The organism is Amycolatopsis sp. NPDC104587, assembly GCF_055583645.1.
Genome location: NZ_JBVJNO010000011.1, coordinates 330415 through 353976, shown reverse-complemented (window position 1 = coordinate 353976; position 23562 = coordinate 330415). Strand labels below are relative to the sequence as shown.

Sequence of the window (23562 nt, the reverse complement as noted above, 5' to 3'; positions counted from 1 at the left end):
CGGGTGGACGTGATCGGCGACGCGGCGATCGAGGTGATCGCGGCGGCGGGCATGCGCGGGTTGACCCACCGGGCGGTCGACCGTGCGGCCGGGCTCCCGGTCGGCTCGACGTCGTACTACGCGCGCACGCGGGCGGCGCTGCTGGAGCTGACGATCACCCGGATCATCACGCTGGACCGCGTCGAAGTGGACCCGCCGCCGGGCGGGCTGGCCGAATACATCGCGCAGTACGCGTTCGAAGCGATCACTTCGGGGCGGACGCGGATGCTGGCGCGGTACGAGTTCGCCCTGGAGGCGACCCGGCGCCCGGAGCTGCGGGCGGCGTACGACGAAGGCGGGTTGCTGCTGCGCCGCCGCGCCGCCGAGGTGCTGGCGCAGTACGGCTCGACGCAGCCGGAGCGCCACGCGACGCTGGTAGTCGACTGGATGGACGGCACCATCTTCAGCGCGCTCGCCGGGGCGGGCACCGCGCCGACGCGGGAGGCGCTGGTCGAGAGCGCCCGGGAAATCCTCGCGGGCATCGGGGTCTGACGGCTACCAGGGCACCACCTCGCCGCGGCGGTCCAGGAACCGCAGGCCCGGCGTGCCGGCCTGCGCCTCGAGGACGTCGACGACGGCCGGGATGCTCTCCTCGGGCGCCAGGGGCGCGTCGGGGCCGCCGAGCGCGGTCCGGTTGTGGCCGGGGTCGACGAGCAGCTTGGTCCGGCCGTCACCGGCCTGGCGGGTGGCGTAGCTGCGCATCAGCTGGTTCAGCGCGGCCTTGCTGGCCTTGTAGAGGTCGTAGCCGGGCTCGGTGTTCCGTGTCAAGCTGCCCTGCTCCGACGACATGACCGCGACGGTCCCGCCGGGGACGACGAGGTCGTGCAGCGCCTCGACGACCCGCATCGGGCTGAGCGCGTTGGTGACCATCACCTCGGTGAAGACGTCGGTCGCCACCTCGCCGATCGGCTCGTTCCCGCGGTTGACCGCGGCGTTGACGAACAGCAGGTCGAGCCGGGTGCCGGTCAGGCGTTCGCGCAGCGCGGCGATCTCATCGGGGTTGGTCATCTCCAGGGGTTCGACCCGCTGTCCCTCCGGGACGCTTTCCGGCGGTTTGCCGTCGCGGGTCGTGACGACGATCTGCCAGCCGCGGCGGTCGAGCTCGGTGGTGAGGGCGAGACCCAGCCCTCGGGACGCTCCGACGACCAGAGCTTGCATTGGTGCTCCTCAGGGTTGTCTAGACGAGACGTTGCGTCTAGACGGTAGCATGGCTCCACGGTCTGATCACGGCCCCGGCGGCGGGTAGGGTGCCCGGCATGGTCGCCGCGAACTCCCAGCCCGCCCGCGCGCGCTCGGGGAACCGGCGCGACGAGGCCGCGCGGCTGGCCGTCCTGCACGCCGCGGACGACCTGCTCGTCGAGCACGGCTTCGGCGGGCTGACCGTCGAAGCGATCGCGCGCCGGGCCGGGGTCGCGAAACAGACGATCTACCGCTGGTGGCCGTCGAAGGTCGAGATCCTGCTCGACACGCTCATCGAGGACAGCGAGAAGCGCCTCCCCGTGCCGGTGGAAAACCCCACGGCGGACGGCATCCGCGCCTACCTGCGCGGGTTCGCGCGGTTCCTCACCCGCGACCCCGCCGGCAAGGTCCTGCTCACGCTGATCGGCCAGGCGCAGCACGATCCCGGCACCGCCGAAAGCTTCCGCACGCGCTACCTCGGCCCGCGCCGCGAGCGGGAACGGGCGATGCTCACGCGCGCGACCGAAGCCGGTGAGATTTCACCCAAGCTCGGCCCGGACGCAATCCTCGACGCCCTCGTCGGCCCGATCGTCTACGGCGCGCTGACCGGGTCGAGCGTCCCCAAGGGACTGGTCGACACGCTGGTCGAAGACCTGCTCAGGCCGGCCTGAGCAGGTCTTCGGAGTCAGGCGTCCCGACGGCGCAACACCGCGGTGCCCGCGAGGAGCGCTGCCGCCGCCCAGGCCACGCAGATCAGCAGCCCGGCCCACGGCGCGTACGGCGCCACCGCCATCGTGACCGGGTTCGGCTGCCCGGCCTCGACCATCGCGTTCACCCCGGCGATCCCCGGGAAGTACGGCACGAGGTCCGGCAACCCCAGCGACGCGACGATCAGCGGCAGCGGCACCAGCAGCACGATCACCGTCACCAGCGTGCCCGCCGCGCTGCGCAGGGCCCACGCGACACCGGTGCACAGCAGCCCCAGCAGTGCGAAGTACCCGCCCATGCCGGTCGCCGTCGTGAAGCCGCCCGCGAAGCTCGTCGGCAGGCCGTGGCCGTCCTTGACCGCGCTCGCCAATGCCATGCCCGCGCAGGAAAGCACCACGCCGTAAGCGAAGAGCACCGGCAGCAGGACCGCCGCTTTCGCGAGCACGACCCGCTCGCGGACCGGCGTCCACAGCAGGCTCGACCGGATGCCGCCGCTCGCGTACTCGCTCGTCACGAACAGCGTCGCCAGCGCGATGACCGCGAACTGCGCCAGGTAGAAGCCGCCGCCGAGAGCGATCGTGTTCGCCGCCTGCGGGTCGTCGTCGAAGCGCTGGGCGATCCCGGACAGCGTGCTGTACCCCAGCAGCAACGCCGCCCCGCCGGCCAGGCACCACCAGGTCGCCCGGACCGACCAGAACTTCGTCCACTCCGCGGCGGCCGCGCCGGACAGCCCGCCGCCGCGCACTTCCGTCGTCGTCATGCCGACACCCCGTATTCCACCGAAGAAGCGGTCAGTTCCATGTAGGCCTGCTCGAGGGACGCCGTCCGCTCGGCGAGACCGTGCACACGCACGCCCAGTTCGTGCACGAGGTCGCCGACGCGGGTGACGTCGAGACCGTCCACGAGCAGTTCGCCCGGCTCGCCGGACTGCGTCAGGCCGCCCTCGGCGCGCAGCCGCGCGTCGAGCTTCGCGCGTTCAGCCTCGGCCGGGACGCGCACCGAGACCGTTGTCCGCGAGTTGCCGGCGATGAACTCCGCGACCGGTGCGTCGGCCAGGAGCTTGCCCTTGCCGATCACCACGAGGTGGTCGGCGGTCAGCTGCATCTCGCTCATCAGGTGGCTGGAGACGAACACCGTGCGCCCCTCGGCGGCGAGCGACCGCATCAGCTGCCGCACCCAGCGGACGCCGTCCGGGTCGAGGCCGTTGACCGGCTCGTCGAACATCAGGACGCCGGGGTCGCCGAGCAGCGCGCCCGCGATGCCGAGGCGCTGTCCCATGCCGAGCGAAAACTGCCCGGCGCGCTTGCCCGCGACGTCCGAAAGCCCGACGGTCGCGAGGACCTCTTCGACGCGGCTCGTCGGGATCCCGTTGCTCTGCGCCATGGCCTTCAGGTGTTTCCCGGCGCTGCGGCCGGGGTGCAGCGCCTTGGCGTCGAGCAGCGCGCCGACCTCGCGCAGCGGGTGCCGCAGCTCGGCGTACCGCTTGCCCCCGACGAGCACCTCGCCCGCCTGCGGGTGGTCGAGCCCGACGGTCATCCGCATGGTGGTCGACTTCCCGGCGCCGTTGGGGCCGAGGAACCCGGTCACCTGGCCCGGCGCGACGTCGCAGGTCAGCGTGTCGACGACGGTCTTTTCGCCGTACCGCTTGGTCAATCCCCTGAGTGTGATCATGCGGTGGAGTCTGCGGTTTCCGGCCCTCCCGGGGCATCGGCCGACGGTCGCGGGCCGCCCCCGACTTTCGTCAGGCCCGGCGGCGGGTGTGCCGCGTCGGCGCGGCGGTGGCCGGGTCCTCCGGCCACGGGTGCTTCGGGTACCGGCCGCGCAGGTCGGCGCGCACGGCCGGGTAGCCGCTGGTCCAGAACGACTTCAAGTCGGCGGTGATCGCCGCCGGGCGGCCGGCGGGGGAGAGCAGGTGCAGCACGACGGGGACGCCGGCGAGGGTGGGCGTCTCGGTCCAGCCGAAGGTCTCCTGCAGCTTGACGGCGAGCACGGGCTGGTCGGCGCGGTAGTCGACGCGGATGTGGGAGCCGGACGGGACTTCGAGGCGGTCCGGGGCCAGCTCGTCCAGCTTGGCCGCTTCCGGCCAGGGGAGGAGCGCCTTCAACGCCGTGCCCGCGTTGATGTTCGCGAGGTCCGATTTCCGCCGGACGCCGGAGAGGTCGAGCCACCGGTCCACATCGGACAGCAGCGCGGTGTCGTCGACCGCGGGCCACGGCTCGCCGACGACGCGGTGGAGGAAGGCCATCCGCTCGCGCAGGTGGGTCGCGTCCTGCGTCCACTTCAGCAGGCCGAGGCCGCTCTCGCGGAGGCCGGTCACGAGGGCGTCGTGGACGTCGGCGTTCTGCAGCGGCTTCGACGACAGCGTGATCGCGCCGAGCTTCCGCACCCGCCGGGCGACCACGTCGCCGTCCCAGGTGACTTCGTCCACTTCGGACACTTCGCCGACGCGGGTGGCGAGCCGTTCGTCGGCGGCCGCGGCCAAGCGGATGGTGCCGTGGACGCGGCCGGGGTCGCGGGTCGCTTCGGCGATGGCCAGCCACTCGGCGTCGAGCCCGCTGCCGGGTGGGAGCTCGGCCGCGGTGCCGCCGGCCATGAGGTAGACGGGTGCGCCGCCGGGCCGTCGCCGGGCGAGCCGCTCGGGGTGCGCGAGCGCGACGACCAGCGCGGAATCGGGCTTTCCTTCGCCGGTCACGAGCTTCGAAAGGCGCTGTGCTTCACGCTTCCACCGGCGCGCGGGCTCGTCGCTCGCCGAGCGCAGCCTGCGCAGCTCCGCGTCCACGTCCGTCAGCGTCGCGCCCGCGTCCAGCAGCGCCACCACTTCGGCCGCGTTCCGGGCGCCCACCGCCTCGGTCCCATCGAGGAGCGCCCGGGCCAGCCGCGGGTGCAGCCCCAGCTCCGCCATCCGCCGCCCGCGCGCGGTGATCACGCCGTCCGACGTCGCGCCCAGGGTCGCCAGCAACGCGCGGCCCGCCGCCAGCGCACCTTCGCCCGGCGGGTCCCACCAGGCCAGCCCGCTGCCGTCGGGCGTCGACCAGCACGCCAGCTCCAGCGCGAGCCGGGCCAGCTCGGCCGTCCTGATCTCCGGCTCCGGATAGGCCGGGAGCAAAGACTGTTCGTTCTCGGCCCAGCACCGGTACGCCCGCCCGGGCCCCTCGCGACCCGCGCGCCCGGACCGCTGCGTCGCCACCGCCGCCGAGACCCGGACCGTCGCCAGGCCGGGCAGGCCTCGCCGGTGGTCGACCCGCGGCACCCGCGACAGTCCCGAGTCCACCACCGCGCGCACGCCCGGCACCGTCAAGCTCGACTCGGCCACCGCCGTCGCCAGCACCACGCGACGCCGGGTGCGCGGCCGCAGCGCGTCGTCCTGGTGGGCCGCCGAAAGCCGCCCGTGCAGCGGCAAGACGTCCACGGTGTTCGATTCGGACAACGACAACAGTCCCGAAGTCCGAGCGATCTCGCCCGCACCGGGCAGAAAAGCGAGCACGTCACCGTCCCCCGAGGACAGTGCCGTCCGCACCGCCCGCGCGACGCACGCCTCGATCCGCTCGCCTCGCGCAGGCGGGACGTAGGAAAACGAGACCGGGTATGTCGGCGCTGTCGCCGTCACCACCGGCGCGTCACCCAGGAGCGTGGCCAGCCGCCCGGCCGCGACCGTCGCCGACGTCGCCAGCAGCCGCAGGTCGTCGCGCAGCCCGGCGCGGACGTCCAGGAGCAGCGCCAGCAGCAGGTCCGCGTCCAGGTGCCGCTCGTGGCACTCGTCCAGCAGCACCGTCGACACGCCCGGCAGCTCCGGGTCGCCCTGCAGCCGCCGCACCAGCAGCCCGGACGTCACGACCTCGATCCGCGTGCGCGCCGACACCTTCCGGTCGCCGCGCACCGAATAACCCACCGTCTCACCGACGGGCTCACCGAGCAGCGCCGCCATCCGCGCCGCCGCGGCCCGCGCCGCCAATCGCCGGGGTTCGGCGACCACGACCCGGCCCTCGGCGCCCGAGGCGAGCGCAAGTGGCACCAGCGTCGTCTTCCCCGTCCCGGGCGGCGCGACGAGCACCGCGGCGCCGTGGGCGTCCAGCGCCGCGAGAACGTCCGGCAGCACGGCACGGACGGGCAGGTCGGGCAGCTTCACTTCTCGGTGACCTCGGGGGGCGCAGGGAGCTGATAACCGGACGGCCCGATGTTCTCGTTGAGCGAGCGCAGCCACTCGCCGGAGGAGATCATCTTCCGGATCGCGTCGTCGACCGCGCCCACCCCCTGCGTGTCGCCCTTGCGCAGGCCGACGCCGTAGCTCTCCTTCGAAAACGGCTTCCCGACCACCTTCAGCAGCTCCGGATCGCGCGCGACGTACCCGGCGAGGATCACCCCGTCGGTCGTCACGGCGTCGATCTGCCCGGCGAGCAGCGCGGTGACGCAGTCCGGGTAGCGCGGGTACTCGACCAGCTGCACGGCCTGCGCGAACTTGTCCTTGACCTGCTGCGCCGGCGTCGAGCCGGTGACCGAGCACAGCCGCCGCGCGTTGAGCGCCTCCGGCCCGGTGATGTCCGGGGACGTGCGCCGCACCAGCAGGTCCTGGCCGGTCGTGAAGTACGGCCCGGCGAACGCCACGACCTGCTTGCGCTTGTCCGTGATCGAGTAGGTCGCGACGACCAGGTCGACCGCGCCCGACGTGAGGTCCGTCTCGCGCGTCGCCGACGTCGTCTCGCGCCACGTGATGTCCTTCGCCGCGACACCCAGTTCCGAGGCGACGAAGGTCGCCACATCGACGTCGAACCCGACGAACCGCCCGTCGACCGTGCGCTCGGAAAGCCCCGGCGCGTCGAACCGGATGCCGATGGTCAGGTGATCCGTGGCACTGGCCCTGGTGACCAGCGAGTCGCTCGGCGAGACCTGGGCCGGACCGCACGCCGCCACCGTGACCAGCAGCAACGCCGAGCAGAGGAGCATGCGCAGCCGCATCGCACCCCTCCCTTCGCCGTCGCCGTGCCCTCACGTGGTTCTCAGGTCCTCCCGTTAGCCTAAGTGCGTGGTGCGACCGTCCCAACCCGTGCTGGACGCCGTCGGCACGCTCGCCCGGCTCGGGCTGGCAGCCGTCTGGCTCGTTTCCGGCGCGCTGAAACTGGCGGATCCGGGTCAGACGTTGATCGCCGTGAAGGCGTACGACGTGCTGCCGGACGCACTCGCCAACGTGGTGGCCATCGCGCTGCCGCTCGTCGAGCTCGTGCTCGGGCTGTTCCTGCTCGCCGGCCTGGCGACCCGCTGGGTCGCCGGCGCCGCGCTGGTGCTGCTCGTGGTGCTCATCGCCGGGATCGCCCAGTCGTGGGCGCGCGGGCTGAGCATCGACTGCGGGTGCTTCGGCGGCGGCGGCCAGGTGGCGGCGGGGCAGACCGAGTACCCGCAGGAGATCCTCCGCGACTCCGGCTTCGCGCTGCTGGCCGTGTGGCTGCTGGCGCGGCCGCGCACCTGGCTGTCGCTCGACGGCTGGCTCGCGCGAGGTCGCGGGAACTCCACCGAGCCCGGGAACGACTACTCGGGTATCGCGGAAGGGAACTGATACACAGTGGGTGGAGCTGAGCGGACCGCTCGGAAGCGTCGGCAGGCCTCGCAGGCGGGCGGAGCGAAGGCGGTGGCCCAGGCCAGAGGCAGCGCCGGTGACAAGCGGAAGTGGTTCATCGGGATCGCCGCCGTGGTCGTCGTGGCGGCGCTCGTGATCGGCGGCGTGATCTGGACGATCTCGGACCGGAACAAGACCGAGGGCCAGGTCATCAACCCCGGCGAGACCACGAGCTCGCTGGCCGGGGACGTCACGCAGAAGCGCGACGGCGTCGTCGTCACCGTCGGCAAGGCGGGCGCGAAGGCCTCGATCGACGTCTACGCCGACTTCCTCTGCCCGATCTGCGGCCAGTTCGAGAAGACCTACAAGACCCAGATCGAGCAGGCCGTCAACGACGGCAAGCTGCAGGTGCGCTACCACATGGTGCCGCTGCTCAACGACCGCTCGAACCCGGCGGGCTACTCGCTCGACTCGGCGAACGCGGCGCTCGCCGCGGCCGACGCCGGCAAGTTTCTCCAGTTCCACGACGCGCTGTTCGCGAACCAGCCCGAAGAGGGCAAGCGCGGTTACGACAAGGCGCAGCTGGTCAAGCTCGGCCAGGACGTCGGCATCACCGACCCGAAGTTCGCCCAAACCGTCAACGCGGGCACCTACGACCAGCAGCTGAACGACGCCTTCCAGCAGATCGGGAACGACCCGAAGCTGGCGCAGGACTTCGGCAACGGGCAAAGCGGTTTCGGCACGCCGACCGTCACTTCGAACGGCTCGATCGTGTCGTGGCAGGACCCCGGTTGGCTCCAGAAGGTCACCGGCTGAGTCCGGGCAATTCGCCCACCCGGGCACGGACCGTGGTCTAGGCTGAATTCCGCAGCAGGGGAACCGGGGGTGGCGAGCGCACGTCGCACCCTCGGTGACAGGGAGGGCCAGTGGACGGTTCGCATCAGGGGTTTCACGTCGACGACGGCGCGTACTCGCGGTACGCGCGTGAGGTCGACCCGCTCGGTGAAGACGTCAAAGGTGCGGCCGACAAGCACGTCGGCCCGCACGTGACGCTCGGCGGCCACGGCTTCTCGGAGATGGGCGGCGAGTCCGGCTTCTCCGGCGCCTACAGCGGCCGGATGCGCGGGCTGCAGGAGAAGATGCACCGCGTCGGCGGCGGCTGGCGGCAGGTCGGCGAAGCCGCCCGGCAGACCGACCGCAACTACTTGGCCGTCGAGGCCGAGCACGGCGACGTCGTCCGGCGGCTCGGCGGGGATCTCGGGGATCTCGCGTGACCGAGCACGCCGACCAGCTCGTCCGGCACGGCCTGGACGTGCCGAACCAGTTCGCGCAGAAGCTGCGCCACGACCCGGCCGCGATCGGCGGCGCGCGGGACGCGCACGTCGCGCTGCAGACGTCGGTGGGCAAGACCCGCGACGTCGCCTCCGAACAGCGTGTCAACCTCGCTTCGGCGACTTCGGGCTCGACGACCGACCGCGCGACCGCGACGTCGAAGAGCCTGGAGCAGGAGGTCCAGGACCTGCTCGACGAGAGCGCCGAGATCGAGAAGGCGGTCGCCGAGGCCGCCGAGACGCTGAACCTGGGCGAGATCAAGAACGACCAGGTCCGTGACCAGATCATCAAGGAGATCTCGGCGTCGATGAAGGCGCTGGCGGCGGTGAAGTCGATCCAGCCGCCGGAGAGCCGCGCCGCCGCGTCGCGCGACATCCTGATGAAGCTGCAGACGAAGATCAGCCAGCTCACCGGCCAGGCCGCGACCTTCAGCGAGCAGACGATCAACCAGCTCACCGACATCGGCACCCGGCTGGGCGGCGGCGAGCAGACGACGTCCTCGAGCAGCGCGGCGCCGACGAAGGTGGCGTCCTCGTTCAACTCCAACAGCGGCTACTCCGGCGGTGGGGACTCCGGCGGCGGCGGTGGTGGGGGAGGCGGCGGCGGAGGCGGTGGCTCCGTCTCGAAGCCGCGGCTGCCGGTCGCGATCCCGCCGCAGCCCGGCACGGGGGTGGGCATCAACCTGCCCGGCGGCAAGCAGGTCATGGCGCCGAACGAGACCGCGGCCAAGGCCGTGCGCGCGGCGCTTTCGCAGCTCGGCGTGCCGTACGTGTGGGGTGGCACCGCGCGGGGCCAGGGTCTCGACTGCAGCGGGCTGACCATGACGTCGTACCAGGACGCCGGCCTGCAGCTGCCGCGCACGGCGAAGCAGCAGACCGTGGGCGCCGAGGTGCCGTCGATCGACCAGCTGCTGCCCGGCGACCTCGTGGTGTGGTCCGGCCACGTGGCGATGGTGATCGGCGACGGCCAGATGGTCGAAGCCGGCGACCCGGTGCAGATCAGCAAGATCCGCACCACGAACGCGGGACAGCAGTTCATCGGCTTCTACCGGCCGACGGGGTAGCTTCACACCGTGGCTGAATTCGACGTGGATCTGGCGGTCGCCCGGGTCGCCGAGCAGGCGGAACGGGCCGGTTCGGATGCCGAAGCGCGCTTCGCTCGTTCGGGCCCGGTGGTGGGCAAGGCGTCGACGGACGCCATCGAGGTCCAGGTGGCGCCGGGCGGGCTGCTGACCGGGCTGACGATCCACCGGTCCGCGCTGCGGAACACCTCGGCGGTGCTCGCCGACCAGATCTTCGAGCTGGCCCAGCGTGCGACGCGCCGCGCGGGCGACAAGATGTACCACGCGCTGGCCCCGGTCGTGGACGCGTCGCAGCTGGAAGTCCTGGGCTACGAACCGATCCCGGACGACGACCCGGACGCCGACACCTACTCGTACGGAAGGTGACCGCGGTGATCACGACCCGCCAGCTGATCGCCGAAGCCCGCGCCCGCGAAGAGGCGATGTCCCGCGTGGAGGAGCTGCTCGCCTCGGCCTCGGGCACGGCCCACGACCTCGACGGCCAGGTGGAGGTGACGGTCGACGCCCGCGGCAAGCTCCTTCGGCTGTGGCTCGCGCCGTCGGCGGTGAACCTCGGCGAGCAGCTCGGCCCGCTGGTGGTGGAGATCGCCCAGGCGGCCATGCGCGAGGCGACCCAGGACGGGTACAACAAGGTCGCCCTGCTGCTGGGCGAGGACATGACGTTCATGATCGAGCAGATGACGGGCATGCCGGCCCCGGCCCGGGCGGAGGACGACGACCCGGGCATGACGGTCGAGGAGTTCCAGCGGCAGCGGGAAGAACGGCTGGGCGCTGCTGGGGAAACGCCTGCTGCCTCGGCGTCGGCTTCGAGTGTTGAAGATGAAGACGCGTATTGGGACTCCTTCGACCCGGCGTCGTTGCGCTCGGACCGCTGACTGTCACGTGGTATCGTTGACCGACTCGGACAGGGCGGCGGTCTGCGTGAAGGACCGTGACGGTATTGGCGGAAACGGCTCCGGCGCCGGACCGCAGACAATGCCGAGGGTGTGGTGCACCCGCTTCACGCTAATCTGATGCTGTCCATGTTCATCGTGACCATTCGCGGGCCGGAACGCAGGGAATGGATCACGTGTGCCTGCTTCAAGTCGCCGTTCGCTTCGCGATATCCGCCGCGCCTACACGGGTGAAGACAAGACGGCTGCCGGAGCCGGAGTCGGTCGTGGCGATCTCGGCGTGACTCACTGTTCTCCTCGACAACGGCGGTTTCGTGCGATGCTGGCCGTGCATCTCTTCAACGAGAACAACGGCAGAAGCCCGTTCTCGGAAGCTGATTTGCACAGTGCTCGTGCCTTCCTTTCGTACACAATGACTGTTTCGCCGAGGTATGACGAGCTCGTTTGCATCGTTGCTCACGCACTTGAAAATGCTCTCGGTCGGTTGCTCTCCAGCTCTCCCGATCCCAGCCACTTCATACCGGGATTGCGGGTGTCTGCAAGCGCGGACTACCAGGTCTACCACCTTGTGGACCTTGTCACGGGTGGACGGCTGACTCTTGCCAGGCAATCGGCGTACCCATCCATTGCGGCCGTCCAGGCCGGCAAGTCAGGTCGGCCCTCATCCTGGATTCGCCGATTTCCCGCTGCCGACATTGCGATCTCTTCCGCCGAACGTGCCGCGCGAGCTCGAATTCCGCCGATGACGGTGGAGATCGAGTCTCTCCTCAGTGCGCTCGTCGGCTGCCTGGACGTTCGCGACCCGGCAGGCAGCTGGGCGCTCGGCCTTTGGTGGACGGATCCGTTGAGGCGGCCGTATCCGATCGACCACGGCGGCCGGATATCGCTCTGGGGCTCAGGCAGGCAATGGGAGTTGTGCTGGGCTGAGCACCCCTATCCGGACGACATCGTCGGCTGTTTGACTGATCCGAACATCGGTGTCCGCGGTGCGTCCGCCACCAGGCTCTCCGACTATGACCACGAAATCCGCCTCGGATCTTCTGTGTTGAGCCTGCGCTACGGGGTTTCTCGCGATGTCCGTGGTTGAAGTAGCCCTGCTGGTCATCGGCCTCCCCGTCGCCGCCTACCTCGGAATGGCGGTGTCGGTCGCGCTGTTTCACCCGCACGAGCGCCGTCGAGCAGATGCACTCGCTGTTCTCCGGTGCTTGATCTCCCTTCTGCGCAGGCCAAAGGCTCCGAAGTAGTCAGGCGCTCAGCTGGGCGGTGGAGTTCGCCCCGTCCAGCGACTCCCGGATGATGTCCGCATGACCGGCGTGCTGCGCCGTCTCGTGGATCAGGTGCAAGACGATCCGGCGGGCCGACCAGAACTGGGGCTCCGGCGGGGACCACGGTGTCGTCGGCAGCTGGACCGAAACGTCCAGCGAAGGCAGCGACCGCACGTACTCGTCCGTCGAGGCGGCCGCGGCCGAGTACTCCGAAAGCCAGTGCGACAGCGTCTCGCTCATCGAGTACTGCGCCGTGTCCAGCATGCCGTCCGGGAGGGAACCGTCGGCGGACTTCAAGACCTGTAGCCACATGCGCTCGCCCGTGGCCAAGTGGCGGATCAAGCCACCCAGCGTCAGCTCGCTCGCCGTCGTCCGGCGGGACGCGTCGGCGTCCGAAATGTCCCGGGCCGGGATCAGCAGGCGCTTCCGGACTTCGGTCAGCATGTCCAGCAGGTCTTCGTGTTCGCGGGTCATGGGGCGACCGTAGAGCCGAATCAGGTCAGATACTGACCGCAGCCGCCAATCCCGCTGAGCGGAAACCGAGTTCGGTCAGAGGTCTGGACCAACGCCGAAAGCCTGTGTCTTAATTCAAGGCGTGAATTTCGGTCTCTCGACGAGGAGGACCCGGATGGGTCTCGGACGCAGACTGGGCATCGGCGCACTGGCACTGGGGTTGCTGGTGGCGTCGGAGACCCCCGCCCTCGCCGGGAACGGCCCGGCCTACAAGGATTCCTGGCGTCCGGTGAAGGTGCGGGTCGCCGACCTGATGTCCCGGATGTCCCTGGACGACAAGCTCGGCCAGATGATGCAGGCCGAACGCCTCGGGGTCGCGAGCCCGGAGGACGTCACCACGGGACGGCTCGGCTCGCTGCTCTCCGGCGGCAGCTCGCAGCCGACGCCGAACACGCCCGTCACCTGGGCCGACATGTACGACGGCTTCCAGAAGGCCGCGCTCGCCACCCCGCTGGGCATCCCGCTCATCTACGGTGTCGACGCCGTTCACGGCCACAACGGCCTCTACGGCGCCACCGTCTTCCCGCACAACGTCGGCCTCGGCGCGACGCGGGATCCGAACCTCGTGCAACGCATCGGCCGCGCCACCGCGGAAGAGGTCTCCGGCACCGGCATCGACTGGGACTTCGCGCCCTGCCTGTGCGTCGCCCGCAACGACCGCTGGGGCCGAACCTACGAGTCCTTCGGCGAGGTCCCGCAGCTGGCCACCGAGATGACGTCGATCATCACCGGCCTGCAGGGCCGGAGTCTCGACCAGCCCGGCTCGGTCCTGGCCACCGCCAAGCACTACGTCGGCGACGGCGGCACCACCGGCGGGGTCAACGAAGGCAACACCGAGATCAGCGAGCAGGAGCTGCGCCAGATCCACCTGCCGCCGTTCAAGGCCGCCGTCCAGCGCGGGGTCGGCTCGGTGATGATCTCCTACAGCAGCTGGAACAGCGTCAAGATGCACGCCGGCTCGTACCTGATCAACGACGTCCTCAAGAAGGAGCTGGGCTTCAAGGGCATCGTCGTCTCGGACTACAACGGCGTCGACAAGATCGACGGCAAGACCGGCTTCACCCCGGAAGAGGTCGAGGCCGCCATCAACGCCGGCATCGACATGGTGATGGTGCCCTTCGAGTGGCAGAAGTTCATCACCACGCTGCGCACGCTGGTGCAAGAAGGCCGCGTGCCGATGTCGCGGATCGACGACGCCAACAAGCGCATCCTCACGAAAAAGTTCGAGCTCGGCCTCTTCGAGCACCCGCTGACCGACCGGCGGTTCCTGAGCACCATCGGCAGCAAGCAGCACCGCGACCTGGCGCGCCAGGCCGTCCGCGAGTCCCAGGTGCTGCTGAAGAACGAGCACAACGTGCTGCCGCTTTCGAAGCGGGACAAGATCTTCGTGGCCGGCAAGAGCGCGGACGACATCGGCAACCAGTCCGGTGGCTGGACCGTCGGCTGGCAGGGCACCAGCGGCCCGGTCATCCCGGGGACCACGATCCTGCAGGGCATCAAGAGCAGCTCGTCGAAGGTGACCTACGCCAAGGACGGCGAAGGGATCGACAAGAGCTACGACGTCGCCGTCGCGGTCGTGGGGGAGACGCCGTACGCCGAAGGCAAGGGCGACCGTCCACAAGGGATGGGACTCGACGCGACCGACCTCGCGACGCTGCAGAAGCTGAAGGACTCCGGGGTGCCGACGGTCGTCGTCCTGGTGTCCGGGCGGCCGCTCGACATCTCGGCGCAGCTGCCGGACTGGGCCGGGCTGGTCGAGTCGTGGCTGCCGGGCAGTGAAGGCCAGGGTGTCGCCGACGTCCTCTTCGGCGCCTACAACCCGTCCGGCAAGCTGCCGGTGACCTGGATGCGCAGCGCCGACCAGCAGCCGATCAACGTCGGCGACGGCAAGCCCGCGCTGTTCCCCTTCGGCTACGGCCTGCACTACTCGCGCCACTGGTGACCCTTTCCCCGCCCCCACCGGAAGGAACACGCATGCCGTCCAGAACCCGCCGCCCGTTGGTCCGGATATTGGCCTTCTTCGCCGCGTTGCTGGGGCTCAGCCTCGGCAGCCCGGCGGCCCCGGTCGCGCAGGCCGCGACGCCGTTCAAGGTCCTCGCCTTCTACAGCGGCACCTACGACGCCGCGCACATCAGCTTCGAAAAGGAGGCCAACGTCTGGTTCCCGCAGCAGGCGGCGGCCAACGGCTTCACCTACACCGCGACGAACAACTGGAACCAGCTCACCAGCATCACCCCGAGCCAGTACCAGGTCGTCATGTTCCTCGACGACCAGCCGCAGTCGCAGGCGCAGTTCCAGGGCTTCCAGCGGTACATGCAGGCCGGCGGCGCGTTCTACGGCTTCCACGTCACGGCCTACAACGACAGCTCGACGCCGTCGTACGCGAACTGGTTCCACAACGACTTCCTCGGCACCGGGCGCTTCACGTCGAACACGTGGGGCCCGACGCCGGAGACGTTGAAGATCGAGAACCGGACCCACCCGTCGACGGTGAACCTGCCGGCGACGATCAAGTCCTCGACGTCCGAGTGGTACGCCTGGCAGAACGACCTGCGCCAGAACAGCAACATCACCATCCTGGCGGCGATGGACCAGTCCACCTTCCCGATCGGCACCGACCCGAACCAGACCTGGTACAGCGGGTACTACCCGATCTCGTGGACGAACAAGAACTACAAGATGATCTACTCGAACTTCGGTCACAACGCGATGAACTACGACACGAACACCGCGCTGTCCTCGACGTTCGAGAGCGCCGACCAGAACCGGTTCCTGCTCGACGGCCTCAAGTGGCTGGGTGGCGGCGGCACGACCACCCCGCCGCCGGACGGCACGATCGACCCGAGCGCCTGGTACGCCGTCACGAACAAGGCGTCCGGCAAGTGCATCGACGCGAAGGCCGCGGCCAGCGCCAACGGCACCGTGATCCAGCAGTACACCTGCAACGGCACCACGGCGCAGCAGTACCAGTTCGCCCCGACCAGCGGCGGGTACGACCGGATCAACAACCGGACCAACCCCGCCCAGGTCATCGACGTCGCGAACGTGGCGACGACCGACAACGCCGGTCTGCAGCTGTGGGCCTACGGCGGCGGGAACAACCAGCAGTGGCAGCCGGTGTCGGAAGGCAGTGGCTACTACCACTTCGCCGTGCGCCACACCGGCAAGTGCCTGACCGTGCCGGGATCGTCCACTGCGGACAGTGTTCAGCTGGTCCAGTCGGCCTGCAACGGCAGCGCCGCTCAGTCGTTCAAGGTCGGCTAGCGCGCCGTCGTCCTGATCCGCACGACCAGGACGGCGAGCGTCAGGAGCAGCAGGGCGAACAGGGCGCCCGCGGAACGGGTGTTTTCGCGGGCGCCCCACGCCGTCCCGGCCGGCAGCACGACCAGCGACGTCGCCAGGTACGCCAGGTGCGTTCCGGGTTCCGCCGGGTGGTCGCCGATCGCGCTCGAGATCGCCTGCGCCAGCAGCGCGAGTTCGATCAGGACAGCGAGCGGGCGCCAGTTCGGCCAGCGGTAACGCCCGGCCGCCGTCACGACGAGGGCGGTGAGGCCGGACAGCAGGCAGACGACCGTCGTCGCGAAGGCCAGAGGCTCGATCACGCCCGGCGCGCTTTGCGGCGACGGCGTTTGGTGCCCATGCGGTAGAGCCACGTCGAGATACCGGTGAGCATCAGCGCCAGCGGCGCCAGGCCGAGGACGACCCAGACGAGCCGCCACCAGCCATCGACCAGCCAGCCGAAGTGCGCGGCCTCGAAGACCTTGCTGTAGAAGCGGTTCGCCGTCGGCTCGGCTTTGGCATCCACAGAGGACACGTGAGACGCGTCGTGGCTGTCGACGTACACCGTGCGGTCGCCGCCGAAGAACGCGCGGGCGCCGTAAGGCTGGTAGCCGTCGTCCGCGATCGACACCGAGTAGTAGTCCGTGCCTTCGGCCGGCGGGACGAGGTAGCGGATCGTGCCGGGAGACGCCGCCAGTGCGGCCGACGACGCCTGGTCGATGCTGATCACGGGTGTGCCGGGCGCGGCCGGGTTCGCCGTGAAGCTGTACTTCGCTTCGTCCGGGGTCGAGCCGCCGGTGATCGCGAGCCACGCGTTCTCCACCGGGGGCAGGTAGAACGCGGCGCCGGTGACACCCCACATCAGCACGAACGGGACCGACACGAGCCCGATCACGTTGTGCAGGTCGTAGTCGCGGGCGAAGCGGCCCTTGCCGAGCCGGACGCGGAAGCCGTGCGAGAACTTCTTGAAGCCCGGCCACCAGACCACGATCCCGGTGATCGCCAGCAGGACCATCAGCAGCCCGAGCACCACGAGGACCAGCTCACCCCAGTTCGTCTCCGGGATCGGCGTCGGCGCGGCCAGCCACGAGACGTATCCCGGGTCGTCCTGGCAGGTGAACGCGCAGTCGTGGAGGTTGGTCAGCCAGCCCATGACGCCGTCGGTGAGCTTCTGCGGCCCGGTGATCCGCCCGCTGCCGGGGTCGACCGCGTACGCCGCGGTGTAGGTCGTGTCGCCGACCGCGATGATTCCGCCGTCGTTGCTGACCCAGGCCGCGGAGAACTCCGGATGGGCCTGTTTCACGAGGTTCCGCGCCTGCTGCAGGCCGATCGGGTGGGCGCTCTCGGTGTGGGCGTAGAAGTCCGCGTGCGTCGCGCGGAAGTACTCGGCGCGGTACAGCAGGATCACGCCGGCCGTGGTCTCGAGGACGAGCAGCAGCCCGAGCACGAGCGACGTCCACCGGTGCGTGACGACCAGCGCGCGGCGCACGGGCTTGCGCCGGTACCAGCGCCGGACGGCGCGTTTCGGTGGAACGGCCCTGGTCAGGGTAGGTGCTTCGGCGGTCATGACGTCCCCCAGCTTCGTGAAGATCGAAGTGAGGTTAGCCTTGCTTTAGTGGCTCTGTCTTCCGTCCTTCGGTGGATGTGCGGCGAGTCACCGCGCCTTTAACATGAAGCACTTTCACAAATGGAGGGTGCGATGCGGCGCGGCGTGGTCTTCGTGGTCCTGACGTTGCTCGCGGGTCTCGTCGCGGGCGTGTCCCCGGCGGTGGCCGTCACCCAGCCGTTCTTCTGGGGTGTCGCGACGTCGGGTTACCAAGCCGAGGGCTCGGCGCCCGACAGCAACTGGCGCCGCTACGAGCAGGCGAAGACGTCGTCGATCAAGGAGCCCTACCGCGAGTCCGTCGACTTCCGGCACAACTACGTCGCCGACATCGACCGCGCGAAGCAGCTCGGGGTGAACGTCTTCCGCTTCAGCGTCGAGTGGGCTCGCATCGAGCCGCGTCCTGGCCAGGTGGACCAGGCCGAGCTGGCGTACTACGACGACGTCGTCCGGCACGTCGTCGACGCCGGCATGCGCCCGATGATCACCCTCGACCACTGGGTCTACCCGGGCTGGGTCGCCGACCAGGGCGGCTGGGACAGCGACCGCACGGTCGACGCGTGGCTCGTCAACGCCCGCCGCGTCGTCGAGCGCTATCGCGGTCTGGGCGCGCTGTGGATCACGATCAACGAACCGACCGTCTACCTGCAGAACGAGACGGCCAACGGCGGGCTCGCCGGGTGGAAGCTGCCGTGGGCGCAGGCTCGGCTGGTGAAGGTGCACCGCGCCGCGTACGACCTGATCCACCAGCTGGACCCGGGCGCGCTCGTGTCCAGCAACACCGCGTACGTCCCGGCGGTGCAGGGCGTGCTCGACGCGTCGTTCCTCGACCAGGTGCGCAACAAGCTCGACTTCGCCGGGCTGGACTATTACTACGGCGCTAGCCTCGACAACCTCAGCGCGATCCACGCGGCGAGCGGCGAGTTCTGGAAGGTGACGCCGCAGCCGGACGGGATCTACTACGCCCTGCGGTACTACGCGCGGAAGTTCCCTGGGCTGCCGCTGTACGTCGTCGAGAACGGCATGCCGACCGACAACGGCAACGCGCGTCCGGACGGCTACACGCGCTCGGACCACCTGCGTGACCACGTCTACTGGGTGCAGCGGGCGAAGGCCGACGGCATGAACGTGATCGGCTACAACTACTGGAGCCTCACGGACAACTACGAGTGGGGCAGCTACCAGCCCCGCTTCGGGCTATACACAGTGGACGCCGCCACGGATCCGTCACTGACCCGGCGGCCGACCGACGCCGTCGCGGCGTACCGGCAGCTGATCGCGGGTCACGGCGTCCCGGCCGGGTACACCCCGGTGCGGCCGCCGGGCTTCTGCTCGGTCGTCGACGGCCTCGGCAGCTGCCTCGAACCGGCCCGCTACCCAGGCCCGCTGGTCCCACTGGGCTGACCCCACCTGTCACTTCAGCCCCAAAAACCGGAGCTTTCGCTAGGAAGATGCGTCTTCCGGGGTTGATAAATACATGCCGGTCTGTATGTTTGTTGCATGGCGAACAAGGTGTACGTCGTCGGCGTCGGGATGACGAAGTTCGAGAAGCCCGGGCGGCGCGAGAACTGGGACTACCCGCAGATGGCCCGGGAGTCCGGGACCAAGGCGCTCGAGGACGCCGGGCTGGGGTACGACGCCGTCCAGCAGGCGTACGTCGGGTATGTCTACGGCGAGTCGACGTCCGGGCAGCGTGCCGTCTACGAGCTCGGGATGACCGGGATCCCGGTGGTGAACGTCAACAACAACTGCTCCACGGGCTCGACGGCGCTGTACCTGGCCGCGGAGGCGATCCGCGGCGGGCGTGCGGACTGCGTGCTGGCGCTGGGCTTCGAGAAGATGAAGCCCGGTTCGCTCGGCTCGACGTTCGACGACCGTGAGCAGCCGATGGGCAACCACATGCAGGCGCTCGCCGAGATCTCGGAGGTGCTGTTCCCGCCCGCGCCGTGGATGTTCGGCGCCGCCGGCCGCGAGCACATGAAGCAGTACGGCACGACCGCCGAGCACTTCGCGAAGATCGGCGAGAAGAACCACCGGCACTCGGTGAACAACCCGTACGCGCAGTTCCAGGACGTCTACTCGCTCGACGACATCCTGGCGTCGCGGATGATCTACGACCCGCTGACCAAGCTGCAGTGCTCACCGACCTCGGACGGCTCCGGCGCGGCCATTTTGGCCAGTGAGTCCTTTGTGGACGTCAACGGCCTGGCCGAACGGGCCGTCGAGATCGTCGGGCAGGCGATGACCACGGACTTCCGCAGCACCTTCGACGGCAGCGCGAAGAACATCGTCGGGTACGACATGACGCGGCAGGCCGCCACTCAGGTCTACGAGCAGGCCGGACTCGGCCCGTCCGACTTCCAGGTCGTCGAGCTGCACGACTGCTTCTCCGCCAACGAGCTCCTGACGTACGAGGCGCTCGGCCTCTGTCGCGAAGGCGAAGGCGGGTCGCTCGTCGACGCCGGAGACACGACCTACGGCGGCCGGTGGGTCGTGAACCCGTCCGGCGGGCTCATTTCCAAGGGCCACCCGCTCGGCGCGACCGGGCTCGCCCAGTGCGCCGAACTGACCTGGCAGCTGCGCGGCGACGCGGACGCGCGGCAGGTCCCGGGAGTTCAAGCCGCGTTGCAGCACAACATCGGACTCGGTGGCGCCGCCGTCGTCACCGCCTACCAGCGAGCTTAGGAGACAACGTGGGTCAGATCAGCGCGTCCGTCGAGCTGCCCGCCGCGCCGGACAAGGTGTGGGCGGAGTTCTCCAACCCCAACAACTTCGAGAAGTGGCTGACCATCCACACCAAGTGGAAGGGTGACGTCCCGGCGGAGTTCTCGCAGGGTTCGCAGGTGTCCGAGGTCGTCACGATGCTCGGGATGGCGAACACGATCACGTGGACCGTCGACACTTATGACGCGCCTTCGCAGCTGGTCATTTCGGGCACCGGGATGGCCGGGGTGAAGATCAGCTTCTCGCTGTCGGTCGCGGCGGCCGGTGCGGGCTCGACGGCTTCGATCGACGCCGAGTTCACCGGCCAGATGATCGTCGGGGCGCTCGGCAAGGCCGTCGAGAAGGACGGGAAGAAGAACCTCGACGAGTCCCTCGAGAAGTTCAAGGCCCTGGTCGCATGAAGTTCGACCCCGCCGGCCTGGACAGGTGGACGTCGCCGGTCTCGTTCGACGTCACCCGCTCAGCACTGGCCGAGTACGCGGCGGCGACCAACGACCCGATCCCGGCGCACCGCGCGGGGGACGTCGCGAGCCCGGTTTTCGCGATCGTGCCGGTGTTCCAGTCGCTGCTCGAACCGGCACTGGAAGTCGTGCCGACGTCGTTGTTCGGGCGGGTGCTGCACGGCGAGCAGGACTTCCGGTTCCACCGCCCGATCCGGCCCGGGGATTCGCTGGTGTCGCGGGCCAAGATGACGGGCTTCGAGGGACTGCCGAAGGGCACGCGGGCGACGGTCTACCTGGAATGCCGTGCTGCTTCGGGCGAGTTGGTCAACGAGCAGTACGTGACGTTCTTCGTGCGCGGCTTCGACACCGGCTCGAAGGAGGGCTCGCTGGGGCCTTCGCACCGGTTCGACGAGGCTCTGCGGTCGTCGGCGCCGGTGGCGAAGGTCAGCCAGCACGTCGACGACGACCAGACGTTCCGCTACGGCCCGGCCGCCGGCGACCCGATGCCGATCCACCTCGACGACGAGGTCGCGCGCGCCGCGGGACTGCCGGGGATCATCGCGCACGGGCTGTGCACGATGGCGTTCACGTCGTGGGCGGTGCTGACGGAGGTCGCCGGGTCCGATGTGGACAGACTGCGGCGGCTGGCCGTGCGGTTCGCGTCGCCGGTGCTGCCGGGTCAGAACCTCTCGACGTCGATCTGGGCGGCCGGAGCGGGGCGCTACGCCTTCGAAACCACGGTAGGAGACACACTCGTGATCAAAGACGGACTTGCGGAGCTGTGATGGGTGCACTCGACGGGCGCGTCGCGCTGATCACCGGCGCGGGCCGGGGGATCGGCCGCGAGCACGCGCTGCTGTTCGCGCGGGAGGGCGCTTCGGTGGTCGTCAACGACATCGAGCCGGACCCCGAGGTGGTCTCGGAGATCCGCTCGTCCGGCGGTTCGGCCGTGGCGAACACGTCGGACGTGGCGTCGTGGGCGGGCGCGGCGGAGCTGGTCGACCAGGCGGTGTCCGAGTTCGGCCGGCTGGACGTGGTGGTGAACAACGCGGGCATCCTGCGGGACAGCTTCGTCGCGGGCCTCACCGAACAGCAGTGGGACGAGGTGATCGCGGTCCACCTCAAGGGCCACGCGGCGGTCCTGCACCACGCGGCGGCGTACTGGAAGTCGGTTTCGAAGGCGGGCACGCCGGTCGCGGCGTCGGTGATCAACACGGCATCGGCGTCGGGGACGACGGTGCCGAACCCGGGCCAGCTCAACTACGGCGCGGCGAAGGCGGGCATCGCGGCGATGACCCTGGTGGCGGCGGCCGAGCTGGAGCGGTACGGGGTGCGGGTGAACGCGATCGCCCCGATCGCCCGGACCCGGCTGACGCTGGCGACCCCGGGGATGGGAGCGATCTTCGCGGCGCCGGTCGAGCCGGGCGAGTTCGACGCGTTCTCGCCGGCGAACATCTCGCCGTTGGTGGCTTATCTGGCTTCGTCGAAGTGTTCCCTGACGGGCAAGGTGTTCGCGGTCCAGGGCGGAGCGATCTCGGAGCTCGGCGGCTGGCACGACGTGAAGGTGATCGAGACCGAGGGTCCGTGGGAGATCGACGACATCGCGGCGAGGCTGCCGTGATCGAGTGGTCCGAGACGGACCTGCTGGTCCGCGACTCGATCCGGCAGTTCATCGACAAGGAGATCCGTCCTCGTCTGGACGCTTTGGAGAGCGGCGAGCTGCCGCCGTACGACATCATCCGCAAGCTGTACGCGGCTTTCGGGCTTGACGCGCTGGCTCGGGAGTCCGTTGCGAAGCTGCTTTCCGGTTCCTCCGGTTCTTCCACGCCGAAGACGAGTGGCCAGGAAACCCTCGCGTTGATCGCGATCAGCGAGCTGGCCGGGGTGAGCTTGGGCATCGTCGCGTCCCTCGGCGTCTCCCTGGGCCTGACGGCGGCGACGATCCTCTCGAAGGGCTCACAGGAGCAGAAGGAACGGTGGCTGCCGGAGCTGGCGACGTTCGAGAAGATCGGCGCGTGGGCGATCACCGAGCCGGACTCGGGCTCAGACGCGTTCGGCGGCATGCAGACGACCGTCCGTCGCTCTGGTGACGAATACGTGCTGAACGGGCGGAAGACGTTCATCACGAACGGCCCATTCGCGGACGTCGTGGTGGTTTACGCGAAGCTGGACGACGGGTCGCCGGTGCGGGAGCGCCCGGTGCTCGCCTTCGTGCTGGATCGCGGGATGCCGGGGTTCGTGCAGGGCAAGGCGTTCAAGAAGATGGGGATGATGTCCTCCCCGACGGGCGAACTGTTCTTCGACGACGTCCGGCTGGGTGCGGATCGGCTGCTGTCGTCGTCGGATGGCCGTTCGAGCGCGCGGGAGAGCTTCGCGGCGGAGCGCGTCGGGGTGGCGGCGTTGTCGCTGGGGATCATCAACGAATGCCAGCGGCTGTGCATCGAGTACGCGAAGTCGCGGAAACTGTGGGGCCAGGAGATCGGCCGCTTCCAGCTGGTCCAGCTCAAGCTCGCGAAGATGGAGGTGGCGCGGCTCAACGTCCAGAACATGGTGTTCCAGACGGTGGCCAAGCTGCGGGCGGGGAAGCGTCCCTCGCTGGCCGAGGCCTCGGCGATGAAGCTGTATTCGTCCGAAGCTGCGACAGAGGTGGCGATGGAGGCGGTGCAGTTGTTCGGGGGGGAACGGGTACATGGCCGAGTACCGGGTGGAGCAACTGGCGCGGGACGCGAAGTCGCTGATGATCTACGCGGGGAGCAACGAGATCCAGGTGACCCACATCGCGAAGGCCTTGCTGGCTTGACCGCTTGACCGGGCACCGGCCAGGGCCCGCCCTATCCCGGGGGTCGGCCCCCTGGCCAGTCTATCGGCGGCGGGCGACAAACCCGGATTTCCGGGGGTGCCGCGGCGGAGTTGTCCACATCAGCTCGAGGCTGGGGACAACTCCGCCGACAACTG

The 23562-nt window shown here is 69.7% G+C and carries 25 protein-coding genes; 17 read left to right on the top strand and 8 right to left on the bottom strand.

Features of this window, described 5'->3' with window-relative positions; all coding sequences use genetic code 11:
- Positions 1–51 precede the first annotated feature (51 nt).
- On the top strand, positions 52–531 hold the full coding sequence (locus ACZ61C_RS32615) for a TetR/AcrR family transcriptional regulator (RefSeq protein WP_465311761.1): 480 nt from the start codon (positions 52–54) through the stop codon (positions 529–531).
- A gap of 3 nt (positions 532–534) precedes the next feature.
- Here ACZ61C_RS32615 and ACZ61C_RS32610 read toward each other — a convergent pair whose 3' ends face one another.
- On the bottom strand, positions 535–1197 hold the full coding sequence (locus ACZ61C_RS32610) for an SDR family NAD(P)-dependent oxidoreductase (RefSeq protein ID WP_465311698.1): 663 nt from the start codon (positions 1195–1197) through the stop codon (positions 535–537).
- A gap of 98 nt (positions 1198–1295) precedes the next feature.
- On the opposite strand from ACZ61C_RS32610, the gene ACZ61C_RS32605 reads away from it, so the two are divergent.
- A complete protein-coding gene (locus ACZ61C_RS32605; RefSeq protein ID WP_465311697.1) occupies positions 1296–1889 on the top strand; it encodes a TetR/AcrR family transcriptional regulator in 594 nt (197 codons plus the stop codon).
- Between the two features lie 14 nt (positions 1890–1903).
- Here the strand turns inward: ACZ61C_RS32605 and ACZ61C_RS32600 are convergent, their stop codons facing one another.
- The 4 genes from ACZ61C_RS32600 to ACZ61C_RS32585 all read right to left on the bottom strand — a co-directional run bounded on the left by ACZ61C_RS32600 (position 1904) and on the right by ACZ61C_RS32585 (position 6879).
- Positions 1904–2686: an ABC transporter permease gene (locus tag ACZ61C_RS32600; RefSeq protein ID WP_465311696.1), complete on the bottom strand. Its 783-nt coding sequence runs from the start codon at positions 2684–2686 to the stop codon at positions 1904–1906.
- On the bottom strand, positions 2683–3597 hold the full coding sequence (locus tag ACZ61C_RS32595; RefSeq protein ID WP_465311695.1) for an ATP-binding cassette domain-containing protein: 915 nt from the start codon (positions 3595–3597) through the stop codon (positions 2683–2685). Before ACZ61C_RS32595 ends, ACZ61C_RS32600 begins: the two co-directional genes overlap by 4 nt.
- A 70-nt stretch (positions 3598–3667) precedes the next feature.
- Positions 3668–6052 (bottom strand): ATP-dependent helicase HrpB, encoded by a 2385-nt coding sequence (gene hrpB, locus ACZ61C_RS32590; protein ID WP_465311694.1) that lies wholly within the window; start codon positions 6050–6052, stop codon positions 3668–3670.
- Positions 6049–6879: a glutamate ABC transporter substrate-binding protein gene (locus ACZ61C_RS32585; RefSeq protein ID WP_465311693.1), complete on the bottom strand. Its 831-nt coding sequence runs from the start codon at positions 6877–6879 to the stop codon at positions 6049–6051. The genes hrpB and ACZ61C_RS32585 overlap by 4 nt, the downstream gene beginning before the upstream one ends.
- An 88-nt stretch (positions 6880–6967) precedes the next feature.
- Here ACZ61C_RS32585 and ACZ61C_RS32580 point away from each other — a divergent pair, with 88 nt between their 5' ends.
- The 7 genes from ACZ61C_RS32580 (at position 6968) to ACZ61C_RS32550 (ending at position 11867) form a co-directional block, all read left to right on the top strand.
- Positions 6968–7474 carry a MauE/DoxX family redox-associated membrane protein gene (locus ACZ61C_RS32580; RefSeq protein ID WP_465311760.1) on the top strand — a complete coding sequence of 169 codons (507 nt, stop codon included), beginning with the start codon at positions 6968–6970 and terminating at the stop codon, positions 7472–7474.
- 72 nt (positions 7475–7546) lie between these two features.
- On the top strand, positions 7547–8290 hold the full coding sequence (locus tag ACZ61C_RS32575) for a DsbA family protein (RefSeq protein ID WP_465311692.1): 744 nt from the start codon (positions 7547–7549) through the stop codon (positions 8288–8290).
- A 110-nt stretch (positions 8291–8400) separates the two neighbouring features.
- The gene (locus ACZ61C_RS32570) at positions 8401–8748 is read left to right on the top strand and encodes a hypothetical protein (protein ID WP_465311691.1); all 348 of its coding nucleotides are present in this window, start codon (positions 8401–8403) and stop codon (positions 8746–8748) included.
- On the top strand, positions 8745–9869 hold the full coding sequence (locus ACZ61C_RS32565; RefSeq protein WP_465311690.1) for a C40 family peptidase: 1125 nt from the start codon (positions 8745–8747) through the stop codon (positions 9867–9869). Before ACZ61C_RS32570 ends, ACZ61C_RS32565 begins: the two co-directional genes overlap by 4 nt.
- Positions 9870–9878: 9 nt before the next feature.
- Positions 9879–10253: a YbaB/EbfC family DNA-binding protein gene (locus tag ACZ61C_RS32560; RefSeq protein ID WP_465311689.1), complete on the top strand. Its 375-nt coding sequence runs from the start codon at positions 9879–9881 to the stop codon at positions 10251–10253.
- A gap of 5 nt (positions 10254–10258) precedes the next feature.
- Entirely contained in the window at positions 10259–10762 is a 504-nt protein-coding gene (locus ACZ61C_RS32555; RefSeq protein ID WP_465311688.1) for a YbaB/EbfC family nucleoid-associated protein, read from the top strand.
- A 196-nt stretch (positions 10763–10958) separates the two neighbouring features.
- The gene (locus ACZ61C_RS32550; protein WP_465311687.1) at positions 10959–11867 is read left to right on the top strand and encodes a hypothetical protein; all 909 of its coding nucleotides are present in this window, start codon (positions 10959–10961) and stop codon (positions 11865–11867) included.
- A gap of 157 nt (positions 11868–12024) precedes the next feature.
- Here ACZ61C_RS32550 and ACZ61C_RS32545 read toward each other — a convergent pair whose 3' ends face one another.
- A complete protein-coding gene (locus ACZ61C_RS32545) occupies positions 12025–12519 on the bottom strand; it encodes a DinB family protein (protein WP_465311686.1) in 495 nt (164 codons plus the stop codon).
- A 154-nt stretch (positions 12520–12673) separates the two neighbouring features.
- Here ACZ61C_RS32545 and ACZ61C_RS32540 point away from each other — a divergent pair, with 154 nt between their 5' ends.
- Both ACZ61C_RS32540 and ACZ61C_RS32535 read left to right on the top strand, forming a co-directional pair.
- Positions 12674–14500 carry a glycoside hydrolase family 3 protein gene (locus ACZ61C_RS32540; protein WP_465311685.1) on the top strand — a complete coding sequence of 609 codons (1827 nt, stop codon included), beginning with the start codon at positions 12674–12676 and terminating at the stop codon, positions 14498–14500.
- 32 nt (positions 14501–14532) lie between these two features.
- Positions 14533–15822 (top strand): ThuA domain-containing protein, encoded by a 1290-nt coding sequence (locus tag ACZ61C_RS32535; RefSeq protein WP_465311684.1) that lies wholly within the window; start codon positions 14533–14535, stop codon positions 15820–15822.
- Here ACZ61C_RS32535 and ACZ61C_RS32530 read toward each other — a convergent pair.
- Together ACZ61C_RS32530 and ACZ61C_RS32525 are read right to left on the bottom strand one after the other, a co-directional pair.
- Complete coding sequence (locus tag ACZ61C_RS32530; protein WP_465311683.1) at positions 15819–16160, bottom strand: hypothetical protein; 342 nt, start codon at positions 16158–16160, stop codon at positions 15819–15821. The genes ACZ61C_RS32535 and ACZ61C_RS32530 overlap by 4 nt on opposite strands.
- The gene (locus ACZ61C_RS32525) at positions 16157–17404 is read right to left on the bottom strand and encodes a PepSY-associated TM helix domain-containing protein (protein WP_465311682.1); all 1248 of its coding nucleotides are present in this window, start codon (positions 17402–17404) and stop codon (positions 16157–16159) included. The genes ACZ61C_RS32530 and ACZ61C_RS32525 overlap by 4 nt, the downstream gene beginning before the upstream one ends.
- Before the next feature lie 132 nt (positions 17405–17536).
- On the opposite strand from ACZ61C_RS32525, the gene ACZ61C_RS32520 reads away from it, so the two are divergent.
- The 6 genes from ACZ61C_RS32520 to ACZ61C_RS32495 all read left to right on the top strand — a co-directional run bounded on the left by ACZ61C_RS32520 (position 17537) and on the right by ACZ61C_RS32495 (position 23415).
- The gene (locus ACZ61C_RS32520; RefSeq protein ID WP_465311681.1) at positions 17537–18844 is read left to right on the top strand and encodes a family 1 glycosylhydrolase; all 1308 of its coding nucleotides are present in this window, start codon (positions 17537–17539) and stop codon (positions 18842–18844) included.
- 96 nt (positions 18845–18940) lie between these two features.
- Entirely contained in the window at positions 18941–20125 is a 1185-nt protein-coding gene (locus ACZ61C_RS32515) for a lipid-transfer protein (protein ID WP_465311680.1), read from the top strand.
- An 8-nt stretch (positions 20126–20133) separates the two neighbouring features.
- The gene (locus ACZ61C_RS32510) at positions 20134–20565 is read left to right on the top strand and encodes a type II toxin-antitoxin system Rv0910 family toxin (protein WP_465311679.1); all 432 of its coding nucleotides are present in this window, start codon (positions 20134–20136) and stop codon (positions 20563–20565) included.
- Positions 20562–21392, top strand: coding sequence for a MaoC/PaaZ C-terminal domain-containing protein (locus ACZ61C_RS32505; RefSeq protein ID WP_465311678.1), 831 nt, complete (start codon positions 20562–20564; stop codon positions 21390–21392). The genes ACZ61C_RS32510 and ACZ61C_RS32505 overlap by 4 nt, the downstream gene beginning before the upstream one ends.
- Positions 21392–22228 carry an SDR family oxidoreductase gene (locus tag ACZ61C_RS32500; RefSeq protein WP_465311677.1) on the top strand — a complete coding sequence of 279 codons (837 nt, stop codon included), beginning with the start codon at positions 21392–21394 and terminating at the stop codon, positions 22226–22228. Before ACZ61C_RS32505 ends, ACZ61C_RS32500 begins: the two co-directional genes overlap by 1 nt.
- The gene (locus tag ACZ61C_RS32495; RefSeq protein WP_465311676.1) at positions 22192–23415 is read left to right on the top strand and encodes an acyl-CoA dehydrogenase family protein; all 1224 of its coding nucleotides are present in this window, start codon (positions 22192–22194) and stop codon (positions 23413–23415) included. Before ACZ61C_RS32500 ends, ACZ61C_RS32495 begins: the two co-directional genes overlap by 37 nt.
- Positions 23416–23562 lie beyond the last annotated feature (147 nt).

What these genes read in the sequence shown, in the direction of transcription:
- ACZ61C_RS32540 (WP_465311685.1), top strand. Translation starts at nt 12,674, where the DNA reads ATGGGTCTCGGACGCAGACTGGGCATCGGCGCACTGGCACTGGGGTTG.
- ACZ61C_RS32505 (WP_465311678.1), top strand. Translation starts at nt 20,562, where the DNA reads ATGAAGTTCGACCCCGCCGGCCTGGACAGGTGGACGTCGCCGGTCTCG.
- ACZ61C_RS32595 (WP_465311695.1), bottom strand. Translation starts at nt 3,597, where the DNA reads ATGATCACACTCAGGGGATTGACCAAGCGGTACGGCGAAAAGACCGTC.
- ACZ61C_RS32515 (WP_465311680.1), top strand. Translation starts at nt 18,941, where the DNA reads ATGGCGAACAAGGTGTACGTCGTCGGCGTCGGGATGACGAAGTTCGAG.
- ACZ61C_RS32520 (WP_465311681.1), top strand. Translation starts at nt 17,537, where the DNA reads ATGCGGCGCGGCGTGGTCTTCGTGGTCCTGACGTTGCTCGCGGGTCTC.
- ACZ61C_RS32600 (WP_465311696.1), bottom strand. Translation starts at nt 2,686, where the DNA reads ATGACGACGACGGAAGTGCGCGGCGGCGGGCTGTCCGGCGCGGCCGCC.
- ACZ61C_RS32615 (WP_465311761.1), top strand. Translation starts at nt 52, where the DNA reads ATGCGCGGGTTGACCCACCGGGCGGTCGACCGTGCGGCCGGGCTCCCG.
- ACZ61C_RS32610 (WP_465311698.1), bottom strand. Translation starts at nt 1,197, where the DNA reads ATGCAAGCTCTGGTCGTCGGAGCGTCCCGAGGGCTGGGTCTCGCCCTC.
- ACZ61C_RS32525 (WP_465311682.1), bottom strand. Translation starts at nt 17,404, where the DNA reads ATGACCGCCGAAGCACCTACCCTGACCAGGGCCGTTCCACCGAAACGC.
- ACZ61C_RS32545 (WP_465311686.1), bottom strand. Translation starts at nt 12,519, where the DNA reads ATGACCCGCGAACACGAAGACCTGCTGGACATGCTGACCGAAGTCCGG.
- ACZ61C_RS32500 (WP_465311677.1), top strand. Translation starts at nt 21,392, where the DNA reads ATGGGTGCACTCGACGGGCGCGTCGCGCTGATCACCGGCGCGGGCCGG.
- ACZ61C_RS32605 (WP_465311697.1), top strand. Translation starts at nt 1,296, where the DNA reads ATGGTCGCCGCGAACTCCCAGCCCGCCCGCGCGCGCTCGGGGAACCGG.
- ACZ61C_RS32585 (WP_465311693.1), bottom strand. Translation starts at nt 6,879, where the DNA reads ATGCGGCTGCGCATGCTCCTCTGCTCGGCGTTGCTGCTGGTCACGGTG.
- ACZ61C_RS32535 (WP_465311684.1), top strand. Translation starts at nt 14,533, where the DNA reads ATGCCGTCCAGAACCCGCCGCCCGTTGGTCCGGATATTGGCCTTCTTC.